The sequence below is a fragment of the Bosea sp. OAE506 genome, assembly GCF_040546595.1.
Classification (GTDB): Bacteria; Pseudomonadota; Alphaproteobacteria; order Rhizobiales; family Beijerinckiaceae; genus Allobosea.
In genome coordinates, this window is record NZ_JBEPOB010000001.1 from 3,653,203 (window position 1) to 3,666,457 (window position 13,255).

14 protein-coding genes are annotated in these 13,255 nt (G+C 68.2%); 7 read left to right on the forward strand and 7 right to left on the reverse strand.

Features of this window, described 5'->3' with window-relative positions:
• Window positions 1–32: 32 nt before the first annotated feature.
• A complete protein-coding gene (gene rsmA, locus ABIE41_RS17730; RefSeq protein WP_192641613.1) occupies window positions 33–881 on the forward strand; it encodes a 16S rRNA (adenine(1518)-N(6)/adenine(1519)-N(6))-dimethyltransferase RsmA in 849 nt (282 codons plus the stop codon).
• 25 nt (window positions 882–906) lie between these two features.
• Here the strand turns inward: rsmA and gmk are convergent, their stop codons facing one another.
• The 7 genes from gmk to fabD all read right to left on the reverse strand — a co-directional run bounded on the left by gmk (window position 907) and on the right by fabD (window position 7,663).
• The gene (gene gmk / locus ABIE41_RS17735) at window positions 907–1,551 is read right to left on the reverse strand and encodes a guanylate kinase (protein ID WP_192641614.1); all 645 of its coding nucleotides are present in this window, start codon (window positions 1,549–1,551) and stop codon (window positions 907–909) included.
• A gap of 6 nt (window positions 1,552–1,557) precedes the next feature.
• A complete protein-coding gene (locus tag ABIE41_RS17740) occupies window positions 1,558–2,439 on the reverse strand; it encodes a YicC/YloC family endoribonuclease (protein ID WP_354192681.1) in 882 nt (293 codons plus the stop codon).
• Window positions 2,440–2,562: 123 nt separating this feature from the next.
• On the reverse strand, window positions 2,563–3,939 hold the full coding sequence (gene mltG / locus ABIE41_RS17745) for an endolytic transglycosylase MltG (RefSeq protein ID WP_192641615.1): 1,377 nt from the start codon (window positions 3,937–3,939) through the stop codon (window positions 2,563–2,565).
• Between the two features lie 194 nt (window positions 3,940–4,133).
• Window positions 4,134–5,405 (reverse strand): beta-ketoacyl-ACP synthase II, encoded by a 1,272-nt coding sequence (gene fabF / locus ABIE41_RS17750; RefSeq protein ID WP_192641616.1) that lies wholly within the window; start codon window positions 5,403–5,405, stop codon window positions 4,134–4,136.
• Window positions 5,406–5,458: 53 nt separating this feature from the next.
• The gene (locus ABIE41_RS17755; protein WP_056713189.1) at window positions 5,459–5,692 is read right to left on the reverse strand and encodes an acyl carrier protein; all 234 of its coding nucleotides are present in this window, start codon (window positions 5,690–5,692) and stop codon (window positions 5,459–5,461) included.
• A gap of 256 nt (window positions 5,693–5,948) precedes the next feature.
• Entirely contained in the window at window positions 5,949–6,686 is a 738-nt protein-coding gene (gene fabG / locus ABIE41_RS17760) for a 3-oxoacyl-[acyl-carrier-protein] reductase (protein WP_066724874.1), read from the reverse strand.
• Window positions 6,687–6,727: 41 nt separating this feature from the next.
• Window positions 6,728–7,663, reverse strand: coding sequence for an ACP S-malonyltransferase (fabD, locus tag ABIE41_RS17765; RefSeq protein WP_192641617.1), 936 nt, complete (start codon window positions 7,661–7,663; stop codon window positions 6,728–6,730).
• A 347-nt stretch (window positions 7,664–8,010) separates the two neighbouring features.
• On the opposite strand from fabD, the gene rpsF reads away from it, so the two are divergent.
• The 6 genes from rpsF (at window position 8,011) to alr (ending at window position 13,244) form a co-directional block, all read left to right on the forward strand.
• On the forward strand, window positions 8,011–8,469 hold the full coding sequence (rpsF, locus tag ABIE41_RS17770) for a 30S ribosomal protein S6 (RefSeq protein WP_067990871.1): 459 nt from the start codon (window positions 8,011–8,013) through the stop codon (window positions 8,467–8,469).
• 3 nt (window positions 8,470–8,472) lie between these two features.
• The gene (gene rpsR, locus ABIE41_RS17775; protein WP_038367644.1) at window positions 8,473–8,718 is read left to right on the forward strand and encodes a 30S ribosomal protein S18; all 246 of its coding nucleotides are present in this window, start codon (window positions 8,473–8,475) and stop codon (window positions 8,716–8,718) included.
• 182 nt (window positions 8,719–8,900) lie between these two features.
• Window positions 8,901–9,860 (forward strand): DUF2232 domain-containing protein, encoded by a 960-nt coding sequence (locus tag ABIE41_RS17780; RefSeq protein ID WP_192641618.1) that lies wholly within the window; start codon window positions 8,901–8,903, stop codon window positions 9,858–9,860.
• A gap of 37 nt (window positions 9,861–9,897) precedes the next feature.
• The gene (rplI, locus tag ABIE41_RS17785) at window positions 9,898–10,461 is read left to right on the forward strand and encodes a 50S ribosomal protein L9 (RefSeq protein ID WP_192641619.1); all 564 of its coding nucleotides are present in this window, start codon (window positions 9,898–9,900) and stop codon (window positions 10,459–10,461) included.
• Between the two features lie 168 nt (window positions 10,462–10,629).
• Window positions 10,630–12,117: a replicative DNA helicase gene (locus tag ABIE41_RS17790; RefSeq protein WP_192641620.1), complete on the forward strand. Its 1,488-nt coding sequence runs from the start codon at window positions 10,630–10,632 to the stop codon at window positions 12,115–12,117.
• Entirely contained in the window at window positions 12,114–13,244 is a 1,131-nt protein-coding gene (gene alr / locus ABIE41_RS17795; RefSeq protein WP_192641621.1) for an alanine racemase, read from the forward strand. Before ABIE41_RS17790 ends, alr begins: the two co-directional genes overlap by 4 nt.
• The last annotated feature ends 11 nt before the right edge of the window (window positions 13,245–13,255 follow it).

Below are 13,255 nucleotides of genomic sequence, written 5' to 3' on the forward strand. Positions count from 1 at the left end.
AGTCGCATCGAGGTCCGACTGCGGCCGGCGACATGAGCCAGATCGACACCCTGCCGCCATTGCGCGAGGTGGTGGAACGCCATGGGCTGATGGCGCAGAAGTCGCTCGGCCAGAACTTCCTCTATGATCTCAACCTGACCTCGCGGATCGCGCGCTCCGCCGGCCCGCTCGAGGGCGAAACCGTCGTCGAGATCGGGCCTGGGCCAGGCGGGCTGACGCGGGCGCTGCTGGCCGCCGGGGCCGGCCGCGTCATCGCCATCGAGCGCGATCGGCGCTGCCTGCCGGCGCTGGAGGAAATCGGCGCGCATTACCCCGGAAAGCTCGACGTGGTGGATGGCGATGCGCTCGCCGTCGATCTGTCGGAGCGGCTCGGCGGCGCGCCGGCTCGGATCGTCGCCAACCTGCCCTACAATATCGGGACGCCGCTGCTCGTCGGCTGGCTCAGCGGAGAGGCATGGCCGCCCTGGTGGACGTCGCTGACGCTGATGTTCCAGCGCGAGGTCGCCGAGCGGATCGTGGCGACGCCCGAGCAGCGCGCCGACTATGGCCGCCTCGCCGTGCTCTGCAACTGGCGCTGCGAGACGAAGATCCTGTTCGACGTGCCGCGCAGCGCCTTCGTGCCGCCACCCAAGATCACTTCGGCCATCGTCCAGCTGCTGCCGCGCGCGGAGCCGGAGCCCTGCGACCGCCGCCTGCTCGAGCGCATCACGCTCGCCGCCTTCGGGCAGCGCCGCAAGATGCTCCGCCAGAGCCTGAAGGCCGTGCGGCCGGAGCCCGGAGACTGGATCGAAGAAGCCGGGCTCGTGCCGACGGCCCGCGCGGAAGAGGTTCCGGTCAGCGGCTTCGTGCGGCTGGCGCAGACCCTGGCGACGCGGCTCTGACGCCGGAGCTCAGGGCAGCTTCGGCTCAGGGCAGCTTCTCGGAGAGCAGGCCGTTGACGAACTCTGAGAGGCCGGTGGCGCGCTCGCGCTTCAGACGCTCGGCGGTCAGGATCGCCTTGACCGATTCATAGGCCGCCTGAAGATCGTCGTTGATGATCACGTAGTCGTACTTGTTCCAGCGCGCGATCTCGTCGCGGGCATTGCCGAGACGCTTGGCGATGACGTCCGGCGCATCCTCGGCGCGCCGTACCAGGCGTGAGCGCAGCTCGGCCATGGAGGGCGGCAGGATGAAGATGGTGACGACATCGGCCCGCGCCTTCGCCACGATCTGCTGCGTGCCCTGCCAGTCGATGTCGAAGAGCACGTCGCGGCCGGCCGCCAACGATGTCTCCACCTCCTTGCGCGGCGTGCCATAGCCGTTGCCGTGCACCTCGGCCCATTCGAGCAGGTCGTTGTGCTGCTTCATCTGGTCGAAGCTCGGCCGGTCAATGAAGCGGTAATGGACGCCGTCGATCTCGGACGGGCGCTTGGCCCGAGTCGTCACAGAAACCGAGAGATCGAGGTTGTTCTCGGTCTTGAGGTTACGCGTGAGGGTCGACTTGCCCGCGCCCGATGGCGAGGACAGGATCAGCATCAGCCCGCGACGGGCCGGGCGCGCGACGTCGGCCATCAGCACTCACTCCACATTCTGCACCTGCTCACGCATCTGGTCGACGACCGTGCGCAGTTCGAGGCCGATGCGCGAGAGGCCGGCATCGCCCGCCTTGGCGCAGAGCGTCGAGGCCTCGCGGCCGAACTCCTGCGACAGGAAATCGAGCTTGCGGCCGATCGGGCCGCCCTGGTCGAGCAGCAGACGCAGCGCCGCGACATGGGCATGTAGGCGGTCGATCTCCTCGCGGATATCAGCCTTCACGGCGAGCAGGGCCGCCTCCTGGTGCAGGCGCTGCGGATCGAGCGCTTGGCTCGCCTCCAGCAGCAGCACCACTTGGGCGGCGATGCGCTCGCGGATGGCGTCGACGCCGCGCGCCGGATGGGTTTCGGCATCCGTCGTCAGCCGCGCAATGCTGTCGAGATGGCCGCGCAGGACCGCCTCCAGCGCCCGCCCCTCGCTCGCCCGGGCCTCCTTGAGACCGGCCACAACCTCTTCTAGCCCCGCCACCACAGGCTTTTCGACCGCGGTGAGCGTATCCCCGCCCTCCTCAGCGAATTCGACGACGCCACGGATGCCGAGCAGCCCGTCATAGGAAGGCGGCGTCACGGTGGACGACGCTGGCAGACGCTCGACCGACTGGAGCAGCGCCGCCAGGGCCGCCTCGTTGATGCGCGGGCGCGGCGGGCCGGCATCGCTGGTGACCTGCAGATTGACGTGCAGCGTGCCGCGCGCAAAGGCGCCGGTCAGACGCTTGCGCGCCGCCTCGGCCAGCATCTCGAGACCGGGCGGAACGCGGACGCGAATGTCGAGGCCGCGTCCGTTGACGCTGCGGATTTCCCAGGCCCAGGCGTGGATGCCCACCGTCCCCGCCACCCGGGCGAAGCCCGTCATGCTCTCGATCGCCACGCTGGTTCGCCTCCGCCCCTTTGACGCGGCCGGACCGTAGTGGCGGGTCGGGCGGGGGGCAAGCGCCCCGTCGCGCCGCTTCCAGGAAACTGGGGACGGATCAGCCGCCGCGAACGTGCGCCATCAGGGGCGCAGCGCGGGGATCTGCTTGGGCGAATTCAGGTCGAAGGTCTTGTTCAGGAGGGGGTCGCGCGAGGTGCCCTCCGAGGCATCGAAAGCCCGCACCCGCCCACCGGCCAGCGCGGCACCCTGTGGCAGCTGGCCTGCCGCCGCGCGACGGTTGCCCGGGACGGGCCAGGTCTCGATCGCCTCGCCCTCGCTGGGCTGCGTGGCGGGCGCCTCGGAGCGCGTGTCGGGCGCCGGCGGCGGCTCGACCTTGTCGACGGAGGCCTCGGCCGGCGGCTTGCCCGGCTCGCGCCTGACCGCCTCGATCTGGCGCCAGCGTCCGACATTACGGTTGTGCTGCTCGAGCGTCTCGGCGAAGGCGTGCCCACCGCTGCCGTCGGCGACGAAGTAGAGGTCCTTGGTGCGGGAGTGATTGACCACCGCCTCCATGGCGGCGCGGCCCGGATTGGCGATCGGCCCGGGCGGCAGACCGTCGATGACATAAGTGTTGTAGGGGGTGGGCTGGGTGATCTCACTGCGCAGGATCGAACGGCCGAGCGTGCCCTGCCCTCCGACGATGCCGTAGACGATCGTCGGGTCGGACTGCAGCTTCATCCGGCGGTTCAGCCGGTTGATGAAGACGCCGGCGACGCGCGGGCGCTCGTCGGCGCGGCCGGTTTCCTTCTCGACAATCGAGGCCAGGGTCACCAGTTCCTGCTTGGTCTTGATCGGCAAATCGGCGGGCTTGCGATCCCAGATCCGGTTCAGCAGCGCGGCCTGATCGCGCGCCATGCGGTCGATGATGGCCTGCCGGCTGAAGCCGCGCGGAATCCGGTAGGTATCGGGCAGGATCGAGCCCTCGCGCGGCACCTGGATGATGTCGCCGCTGAGCAGGTCGTTCTCGCGCAGGCGGGCGACGATCTGTTCGCTCGTCAGCCCCTCGGGAACGGTGATCGAATGCTCGACGACCTTGCCGTCGGCGATGATATCGAGAATGTCGGCCTGGCTGGCGCGGGCCTTGAACAGGTACTCACCCGCCTTGAGCTTGGTCCAGTTGCCGCTGATCAGCGCCGAGACGCGGAACACCCAGGGGTGCTCGATCATGCCCTCGCGCTGCAGCAAATCCGCGATCTCGGCCAGACCGCTGTCCTTCGGGATGATGAGGACCCGGTCACTGGCGAAGGGACCGGGCGAACGGCTTTGGCTGGAGACCACGGCAATACCCGCCCCGACGAGCCCGCCCAGCACGAGCAGAGCCGTGAAGAGCCCACTTAGCATCGCAACGAAGGGGCTGCTGCGCCGCCGGCGACGCGCTTTTGGCGGCGGGGCCGGAGGAGCGACCGGCTTCAACGCCTCGCTGGGGCTCTTCGGGGCGACGCGGGGCGAATCGTTCACGGTCTCAGAACTCGCACTTGGGACTTCATCATGGCCCGCGCCCGGCTGGCCGGAGTCGCGGCGAACCGAGGGCAACGGCCAATCGGTCGGTCGCGATTGAACCGGATTCACGGCGCCTGCGAAAGCGAATTCGCGCTTCCACCGGGAGCGCGCACTCTAGCGCAGATTATGGCGAAAGCGCGCTTCCGCCCCGATCAGGCGTCCCCGGCGTAGCGCCGCATCACCAGCGAGGCGTTCGTGCCGCCGAAGCCGAAGGAGTTCGACAGCACCACCTCGATCTCCCGCGACTGGGCGACATGCGGCACCAGGTCGAGATCGGTCTCCACCGAGGGGTTGTCGAGATTGATCGTCGGCGGGACGATCTGGTCGCGGATGGCGAGGATGGAGAAGATCGCCTCCACCGACCCGGCGGCCCCAAGGAGGTGGCCCGTCGACGACTTCGTCGAGGACATGGCCGGCTTCTTCGGCGCGTTGGCGAGCAGGCGCTCGGCCGCGCGCAGCTCGATCTCGTCACCCAGCGGCGTCGAGGTGCCATGGGCGTTGATGTAATCGAGATCGGATGCTGCGATGCCGGCGCGGTCGAGCGCGGCGCGCATGCAGCGATAGGCGCCGTCGCCGTCCTCGGCCGGAGAGGTGATGTGATAGGCGTCACCCGACATGCCGTAGCCGACAACCTCGGCGTAGATGCGGGCGCCGCGCTCGAGCGCATGCTCCAGCTCTTCGAGCACGACGATGCCGGCGCCTTCGCCCATGACGAAGCCGTCGCGGTCGCGGTCATAGGGCCGCGAAGCTTTTTCAGGCGTGTCGTTGAAGCCGGTGGAGAGCGCGCGGCAGGCGCAGAAGCCGGCGATGCCGAGCCGGTTGATCGCCGATTCGGCGCCGCCCGCGACCATGACCTTGGCGTCTCCTAGCGCGATCATGCGCGAGGCGTCGCCGATCGAATGGGCGCCCGTGGAGCAGGCCGTCACGACTGCGTGGTTGGGGCCCTTGAGCCCGTGTTCGATCGAGACATAGCCGGCGGCGAGGTTGCTCAGCCGGCCCGGAATGAAGAAGGGCGAAAGCCGGCGCGGGCCGCGCTCCTTAAGCAGGATCGACGCCTCGTAGATGCCTCCGAGGCCGCCGATGCCGGAGCCGATCGCGACACCGGTCGCGATCTGGTCTTCGTAGCTCTCGGGTTTCCAGTTCGCGTCGGCGAGCGCCTGCTTGGCGGCGGCCATGGCGAATACGATGAAGTCGTCGACCTTGCGCTGCTCCTTCGGCTCCATCCACTCGTCGGGATTGAAGGTGCCGTTCGAGCCGTCGCCGCGAATGATGTTGCAGGCGATCCGCGCCGGCAGATCGCTGCAGTCGAAGCTGGTGATGGGGCCGGCGCCACTGGCGCCGGTGAGAAGGCGAGACCAGCTCGCCTCGACGCCGCAGCCAAGCGGCGTCACCATGCCAAGACCGGTCACGACCACGCGTCGCATCGGAAGACTACGTGAAACCATGGCTCTTTCTGCAGCGATCGACTTGGGGTCGATCAGGCCGACTTCGACAGGAACTTCACGGCGTCGCCGACGGTGACGATCGTCTCGGCCGCATCGTCGGGGATCTCGACGCCGAACTCTTCCTCGAAGGCCATCACGAGCTCGACCGTGTCGAGGCTGTCGGCCCCGAGGTCTTCGATGAAGTTCGCGCCGTCCACGACCTTCTCAGGCTCGACGCCGAGATGCTCGACCACGATCTTCTTCACGCGCTCGGCGACATCGCTCATGGGACTTATCCTTAAAGATTGAACACGCAGCACCGATCGCGCCGCAGAGAGGGACCGTCACTCCTGAATCCCGACGCACCGGAAATCGGTGCGGCCGGGCCGGAACTCGAAGCCTGCACAAACGCAACAACCGGGTTCCCGTCAAGTCCCCCGGATCGTGCGCAGCGGCCCGACGGCGCTAGTTAACACAGCCGATCTTGGCTGGCGAGTGCACCGGAACGCGTATGGAAATCTTCCAGGATGCGCGACAAGTCTTTCAGATCATTGTCATTCCACCGTTCACGTGAAGGGTCTGCCCTGTCACGTAGCCGGCTTCGGCGCTGGCGAGATAGGCCACCGCCGCCGCCACGTCGGCACCCGTTCCCAGGCGCCCCATCGGCACGTCGGAGAGGATGCCCTCGCGCTGCTTGTCGTTCAAAGCCTGGGTCATCGGTGACTCGATGAAGCCCGGGGCGACGACGTTGACGGTGATGTTGCGGCTGGCGACCTCGGCGGCGAGCGCCTTGGACATGCCGATCAACCCCGCCTTGGAGGCGGCGTAGTTGCCCTGGCCCGGATTGCCCGTGGTGCCGACGACGGAGCCGATCGAAATGATGCGGCCATAGCGCCGGCGCATCATCGACTTCACCGCCGCGCGCGAGAGGCGGAAGGCCGCCGTCAGATTGATCGCGATGACGCTGTCCCAGTCCTCGTCCTTGAGGCGCAGGAAGAGGTTGTCCTTGGTCACGCCGGCATTGTTGACGAGGATATCGAGCCCACCGAGCTTCTCCTCGGCCGCGGGCACGAGCGCTTCGACCGAATCCTTGTCGGCGAGATTGCAGGGCGCGACGACCGCGCGCTCACCGAGTTCGGCGGCGAGCGCTTCCAGCGCCTCGGCCCGCGTACCCGAAAGCGCGACGCTGGCGCCTTGCGCGTGGAGAACGCGCGCGATGGCGCCGCCCAGCCCCCCGGTGGCGCCCGTGACCAGCGCCTTCTTGCCCGTCAGATCCAGCATCGTTTCTCCCTTTCGGCGTTCTGCCGTTCTCTGTTGCCCATTCAGGGCTTGTATGCAGCCACGTCGTCGGCGGTTCCCACCGAGAGCGGCGTGGCGGTGGGCGCAATGCGCTTCACCAACCCGGCCAGCACCTTGCCGCTGCCGAGCTCGACCAAGCGGTCGACGCCCGCTGCCGACATCGCCTCGACGCATTCGCGCCAGCGCACCGTGCCGGTGACCTGCGCCACCAGCGAGTCGCGGATCGAGGCCACGTCGGACAGCGGGGCGGCGCCGACATTGGCCATGACGGGCACGACCGGAGCCTGCATCGCGACCTCCGCCAGCGCCGCGCGCATCGCCTCTGCCGCCGGCTGCATCAGGGAGCAATGGAAGGGCGCCGAAACCGGCAGGAGCATGGCGCGGCGGACACCGCGTTCACCGGCGAGCAGGATGGCACGATCGATTGCAGCCTTCGCGCCCGAAAGCACCACCTGCCCGCCGCCATTGTCGTTGGCGGCCTCGCAGACCTCGCCCTGGGCCGCATCGACCGCGATGGCACGCGCCAGGTCGAGATCGGCCCCCAGCAGCGCGGCCATCGCCCCCTGCCCGGCTGGCACGGCCTTCTGCATCGCGTCGCCGCGGATTCGCAGCAGGCGCGCGGCATCGGCGATGCTGAAGGTGCCGGCGGCGGCGAGCGCCGAATATTCGCCGAGGGAATGCCCCGCGACGAAGGCGGCATCGCGCTTGAGATCGAGACCGGCCTCGGCCTCCAGAACCCGGACCACCGCGAGGCTGACCGCCATCAGCGCCGGCTGCGCGTTGGCCGTCAGGGTGAGCTCTTCCGAGGGCCCCTCCCACATCAGCGTCGAGAGCTTCTGGGAGAGAGCGGCATCGACCTCGTCGAACACGGCGCGGGCGACGGGGAAAGCATCGGCCAGGGTCTTGCCCATGCCGACGGCCTGGGAGCCCTGGCCGGGGAAGATGAACGCAGTCGTCATGCGGAAGGCCTCGAATTTAAAACGTTTTGAGCCAGTTCACGGCGCTGTCACACTGCCTTGGAGCGCAAGTCAAGGCCGAAGCCGTGTCATCGGCCGCTCAACTGGCGGCGAAAAGCCGATTTCTGTTGCATCGAAGGGCCCTCAACCTGTAACGACCGCCTCCTGCTGGTTCGGCCGGAGGCTGAACGGATGGCAACGCTTTGGTCGCATCAACGGCCGCCGCGCTGCAGGTTCCTTCGGGCGCCGTCATCCCGTGTCTCCGCCTTCGATGAAATCCTGTCGGGCCTTATCCAGGGCTCGGAGGGCTCCGCGCCGGACGAAGCAGGGTGAACAGAGGAAGGCCAACCATGGCATTGTACGAGCATGTCCTGCTCGCGCGACAAGACGTCAGCGCGCAGCAGGTCGAGGCCCTTGTCGAGACGTTCAAGGGCATCATCGAGGCGAATGGCGGCTCGGTCCCCAAGGTCGAGTACTGGGGCGTGAAGTCGCTGGGCTATCGCATCAAGAAGAACCGCAAGGCGCATTACTCGCTGCTCAACATCGACGCTCCCGCCGCGGCGGTCGCCGAGATGGAGCGCCAGATGCGCATCAACGAAGACGTTCTGCGCTTCCTGACGGTGCGCGTCGAAGAGCTCGAGGAAGGCCAGTCGGCCATGCTTCAGAAGCGCGACCGCGACGACCGTGGTGATCGTGGCGACCGCTTCGACCGTCCCGGCGGCGGCGACCGCTTCGACCGCGGCCCGCGTCGTGACCGTCCGCGTCGCGACGACGAAGCTGCTCCTGAAACGACCGGCGCGGAGGCCTGAGCCATGTCGACTGCATCCGCCGGCGCCCGCCGCCCCTTCTTCCGTCGCCGCAAGTCCTGCCCCTTCTCGGGCGAAGGCGCTCCGAAGATCGACTACAAGGATGTGCGCCTGCTCTCGCGCTACATCTCCGAGCGCGGCAAGATCGTGCCGTCGCGCATCACGGCCGTCTCGGCCAAGAAGCAGCGCGAACTCGCCCAGGCGATCAAGCGCGCCCGCTTCCTCGGCCTGCTGCCCTACGTGATCCGCTGAGACGATCCGGCGTCCCGCTCCGGGACGCGGCTCCAAGACCTGCCGGCGGCGAGCGATCGCCGCCGGTTTTGACCAGGAAACCAGTCGCCCTGTGGTGAAACCCCACCGGGTTCGTTGAGGCAGATGCCTCTCACCCTGCCCGGCCCCAGCGGCCCGGGAGCAGCGGGACAGCAGGACAGAGAATGATTCCGGCCGTCGGCATCGGCGCGGGCCTCGTAGCGGCCCTGCTCTTTTCAGTGGTGATCACCGGATCGCCGCTGGCCGTCCTGCTGTATTCGGCCGCGCCCCTTCCGATCTTCATCGCCGCCCTGGGCTGGAACCATCGCGCCGGGCTGTTCGCCTGCGCCGCTGGCGCGCTCGCCGTCTCGCTGGGGCTGAGCCTGCCGGCCGGCTTCGCCTTCGCCTGCATCATCGCGCTGCCGGCTTGGTGGATTGCCTATCTCGCGCTGCTGGCGCGCTCCGACGAGAGCGGCGCGGTCGAATGGTATCCGCTCGGCCATCTGATGATCTGGATCGCCGGCACGGCGACGCTGGCCAGCGTCGCCAGCGCGCTGGTGATGACCACGGATTTCGAGACCTATCGCGCCGTGATCGGCCGCATCGTCGACAATCTGCTGGCCGAGATGGTGCGTAGCCGGATGCTCACCCTGCCGCAGGGCACGACGGTCGCCGAGCTCTCCGCCAACATCACGCCGCTGCTGGTGCGCGCCGTGCCGCTCGGCATCGCCGCCTCGGTCGTGACCACCATCACCGCCAATCTCTGGCTGGCGGGCAAGGCGGTTCAGTTCTCCGGCCGCCTGCCGCGCCCCTGGCCCTTCATTCCCGCCACAACGCTGCCGCGCACGGCGCTGCCGCTGCTGGCAGCGGGGCTGGTGACGGCCCTGCTCGATGGCTTCGTCGGCCTCGCCGGCGCCTCGCTGGTCGGCGCGCTGCTCGCCGCCTTCATGTTCACCGGGCTGTGCCTGCTGCACGACCTCTCGCGCGGTCAGGCCTGGCGGACGCCCATGCTGATCAGCGTCTATGTCGCGCTGATCGTGATGCAGGCCGTGCTGACGCCGCTTCTGGCGCTCGCCGGCATGCTCGACACCCTTCTCGGACTGCGCAAGCGGGCCGCGATGCCTCCCCCGCCACCCCAGGCCTGACCTTCATTCTCGAACCGCTCTCAAAGGAGATAGAACCATGGAAGTGATCCTGCTCGAACGCGTCGCCAAGCTCGGCCAGATGGGCGACGTCGTGCGCGTCCGCGATGGCTTCGGCCGCAACTACCTGCTCGCCCGCGGCAAGGCCCTGCGCGCCACCGAGGACAACAAGAAGCGCTTCGAGAGCCAGAAGATCGAGCTCGAGACCCGCAACCTCGAGCTGAAGTCCGAGGCCGAGTCGGTCGCCGAGACCCTGAACGGTCTGAGCGTCGTCATGCTGCGCCAGTCGGGCGAGTCGGGCGTGCTCTACGGCTCGGTTTCGACCCGCGACATCGCCGATGCGCTGACGTCCGAGGGCTTCCATGTCTCGCGCAGCCAGATCACGCTGAACGCGCCGATCAAGACGCTCGGCCTGCACACCGTCCCGGTCGTGCTGCATCCGGAGGTTTCGGTCACGGTCACCGTGAACGTCGCCCGTTCGGCCGAGGAAGCCGAGCGCCAGGTCCGCGGCGAGAACGTCACGGCTCGCGAGGAGTTCGACCTCGACGACCTCGGCCTCGAGGTCGGTGCGGCGCTGGCGGAAGCCGGCGAGGACGACCGCTGAGCTCAGCGCTCGCTTGATCGAGTCAAGGGCGCCGCGGCAACGCGGCGCCCTTTTTCGTACATGCCTGTGCAAAGGCGTGGATCGTCCAATCGCTGCTGGCATGATCCGTCAGAGTGGTAGAGTAAGCGCAGAGTCGGACAGCCGCAGACCCGAGACATTCGCGCCCTCATGGCCACAGCAACCGCCCTCGTTACCCGCCTCGAAACCCGCGAGGCCGAATACCGCGTCCAGCCGCACAATATCGAGGCGGAGCAGGCGCTGCTCGGGGCGATCCTGGTCAACAACGACGCGTTCTACCGCGTCTCGGATTTCCTGCTGCCGGACCATTTCTTCGAGCCGATCCACCAGCGCGTCTTCGAGCTGACGGCGAGCCTGATCCGGGCCGGCAAGATCGCGACGCCGATCACGCTCAAGACCTTCGTCGGCGAGCTTGATCTCGGCGGCATCACGGCCTCGCAATATCTGGCGCGCCTCGCCGCGGAGGCGACGACCGTCATCAATGCCGGCGATTATGGCCGCACGATCTATGAGCTGGCGATCCGACGGCAGCTGATCGGCGTCGGCGAGGATCTGGTCAACGTCGCCTATGACGCCCCGGTCGACATGCCGCCGCGCGAGCAGATCGAGGAGGCCGAGCGCAAGCTCTACGAGCTCGCCGAGAAAGGCCGCTATGAGGGCGGCTTCCAGAAGTTCGACGCCGCGCTCTACACCGCCATCGACATGGCTGCGAACGCCTATCAGCGGGCCGGCGGCCTCTCGGGTATTTCGACGGGCCTGCGCGACCTCGACCAGCGCATGGGGGGCCTGCAGTCTTCCGACCTGATCGTGCTCGCCGGCCGCCCCGCCATGGGCAAGACCTCGCTCGCGACCAATATCGCTTTCAACATGGCAAAGGCTTGGCGCGGCGAACGCCAAACCGACGGTACGATCAAGACGGTCGATGGCGCTATCGTCGCCTTCTTCTCGCTCGAAATGTCGGCCGACCAGCTCGCGACGCGTATCGTGGCCGAGCAGTCGGGCATCTCGTCTTACAAGATCAGGCAGGGCCGCATCACCGAGGCCGAGTTCGCGAGGCTGACCGATGTCGCCGCGCAGATCGAAAAACTGCCGCTCTATATCGACCAGACCGGCGGCATCTCGATCGCCCAGCTCGTCGCCCGCGCCCGCAGGCTCAAACGCCAGAAGGGCCTCGACGCCCTGTTCATCGACTATCTCCAGCTGCTCTCGGGCTCGAACAAGAACGGCCAGAACCGCGTGCAGGAGCTGACGGAGATCACCACCAGCCTGAAAGCGCTCGCCAAGGAGCTGGCGGTGCCGATCGTGGCGCTCTCGCAGCTCTCGCGCCAGGTCGAAAGCCGCGACGACAAGCGCCCGCAGCTCTCGGACCTGCGCGAATCCGGCTCGATCGAGCAGGACGCCGACGTGGTGATGTTCGTCTATCGCGACGAGTACTACCTCAAGGGCAAGGAGCCGCGCCCCGGCACCGAAGAACACAATAAGTGGCAGATCGAGATGGAGGCCGCCCATGGCGTCGCCGAGCTCATCATCGGCAAGCAGCGCCACGGCCCGACCGGGGCGATCGCGCTGCAGTTCGACGCCGAGGTGACGCGCTTCTCCGACCGCGCCGACGAACTGAGGCTGCCCGACCGCGAATGAGCGCATTCGATACGCCCGACGCCGAAATCCGCGGCACCCTGCTGACCCTCGATCTCGGGGCGCTCGTCGCCAATTGGCGCATGCTCGGCGCGCGCGCCGGCACGGAGGCCGGCGCCGTGGTCAAGGCGGACGCCTATGGCATCGGCATCGAGCCCGCCGTCACCGCGCTGTCGCGCGCGGGCTGCCGCAGCTTCTTCGTCGCCCATCTCTCGGAGGCGATCCGCGCGCGCGCCGTCGCCTCCGAGGCGACGATCTACGTCCTCAACGGCCTCCTGCCCGGCCAGGGCGGCGCCTATGCCCAACACGCCCTGTCGCCGGTCCTAGGTTCGGCCGAGGAGCTGCAGGAATGGGCCGCGTTCCGGCAGGCGAATCCCGCGGTCCGGCCGGCAGCGCTGCATGTCGACACCGCGATGAACCGGCTGGGCTTTGCGCCAGGCGAGGCCCTGGCGCTCGCCCGGGAGGGGGCGGACACGGTCCGCGCTGCGGGGATCGGGCTGCTGATGAGCCATTTTGCGGCGTCCGAAGACGAAGCCGACCCAGCCAATGCGCGGCAGATCGCGGCCTTCGCCGAGATCACAGCCGCATTCCCCGAACTGCCGGCGTCGCTGATGAACTCGTCGGGGCATTTCCTGAAGGGCTGCCCGGCCTATCGGCTGACGCGGCCGGGCTATGCGCTCTATGGCGGCAACCCGACGCCGGATCGGGCCAACCCGATGCAGCCCGTCGTGTCGCTGCAGTCGCGGATCATCCAGCTCCGCGTCGTCGAGGCCGAAACGCAGGTCGGCTACAATGGCCGCTGGACGGCGAAACGCCGCAGCCGTCTCGCCACGATCTGCCTCGGCTATGCCGACGGCTATCCGCGCAACGCCAGCGGTACCGATACGGTCCCGGGCGGCACGGCGCTGGTCGGCGGCGTCCCCTGCCCCTTTGTCGGCTCCGTCTCGATGGACCTGATCATCCTCGACGTCACCGACGCCCCGGACAACGCTTCGCGCCGCGGCGAATGGGTCACGCTGATCGGCGGCGCGCTCGATCTGGAAACGGTCGGCGCGGGCGCGAAGACCATCGGCTACGAGATCCTGACCAGCCTTGGCCGGCGCCATACGCGGCGCCATGTCGGGATCTAGTCGATGATGAC

What these genes read in the sequence shown, in the direction of transcription:
- fabF (WP_192641616.1), bottom strand. Translation starts at nt 5,405, where the DNA reads ATGCGACGCGTGGTCGTGACCGGTCTTGGCATGGTGACGCCGCTTGGC.
- rpsF (WP_067990871.1), top strand. Translation starts at nt 8,011, where the DNA reads ATGGCATTGTACGAGCATGTCCTGCTCGCGCGACAAGACGTCAGCGCG.
- rpsR (WP_038367644.1), top strand. Translation starts at nt 8,473, where the DNA reads ATGTCGACTGCATCCGCCGGCGCCCGCCGCCCCTTCTTCCGTCGCCGC.
- ABIE41_RS17755 (WP_056713189.1), bottom strand. Translation starts at nt 5,692, where the DNA reads ATGAGCGATGTCGCCGAGCGCGTGAAGAAGATCGTGGTCGAGCATCTC.
- rsmA (WP_192641613.1), top strand. Translation starts at nt 33, where the DNA reads ATGAGCCAGATCGACACCCTGCCGCCATTGCGCGAGGTGGTGGAACGC.
- gmk (WP_192641614.1), bottom strand. Translation starts at nt 1,551, where the DNA reads ATGGCCGACGTCGCGCGCCCGGCCCGTCGCGGGCTGATGCTGATCCTG.
- ABIE41_RS17780 (WP_192641618.1), top strand. Translation starts at nt 8,901, where the DNA reads ATGATTCCGGCCGTCGGCATCGGCGCGGGCCTCGTAGCGGCCCTGCTC.
- alr (WP_192641621.1), top strand. Translation starts at nt 12,114, where the DNA reads ATGAGCGCATTCGATACGCCCGACGCCGAAATCCGCGGCACCCTGCTG.
- fabG (WP_066724874.1), bottom strand. Translation starts at nt 6,686, where the DNA reads ATGCTGGATCTGACGGGCAAGAAGGCGCTGGTCACGGGCGCCACCGGG.
- fabD (WP_192641617.1), bottom strand. Translation starts at nt 7,663, where the DNA reads ATGACGACTGCGTTCATCTTCCCCGGCCAGGGCTCCCAGGCCGTCGGC.
- rplI (WP_192641619.1), top strand. Translation starts at nt 9,898, where the DNA reads ATGGAAGTGATCCTGCTCGAACGCGTCGCCAAGCTCGGCCAGATGGGC.
- ABIE41_RS17790 (WP_192641620.1), top strand. Translation starts at nt 10,630, where the DNA reads ATGGCCACAGCAACCGCCCTCGTTACCCGCCTCGAAACCCGCGAGGCC.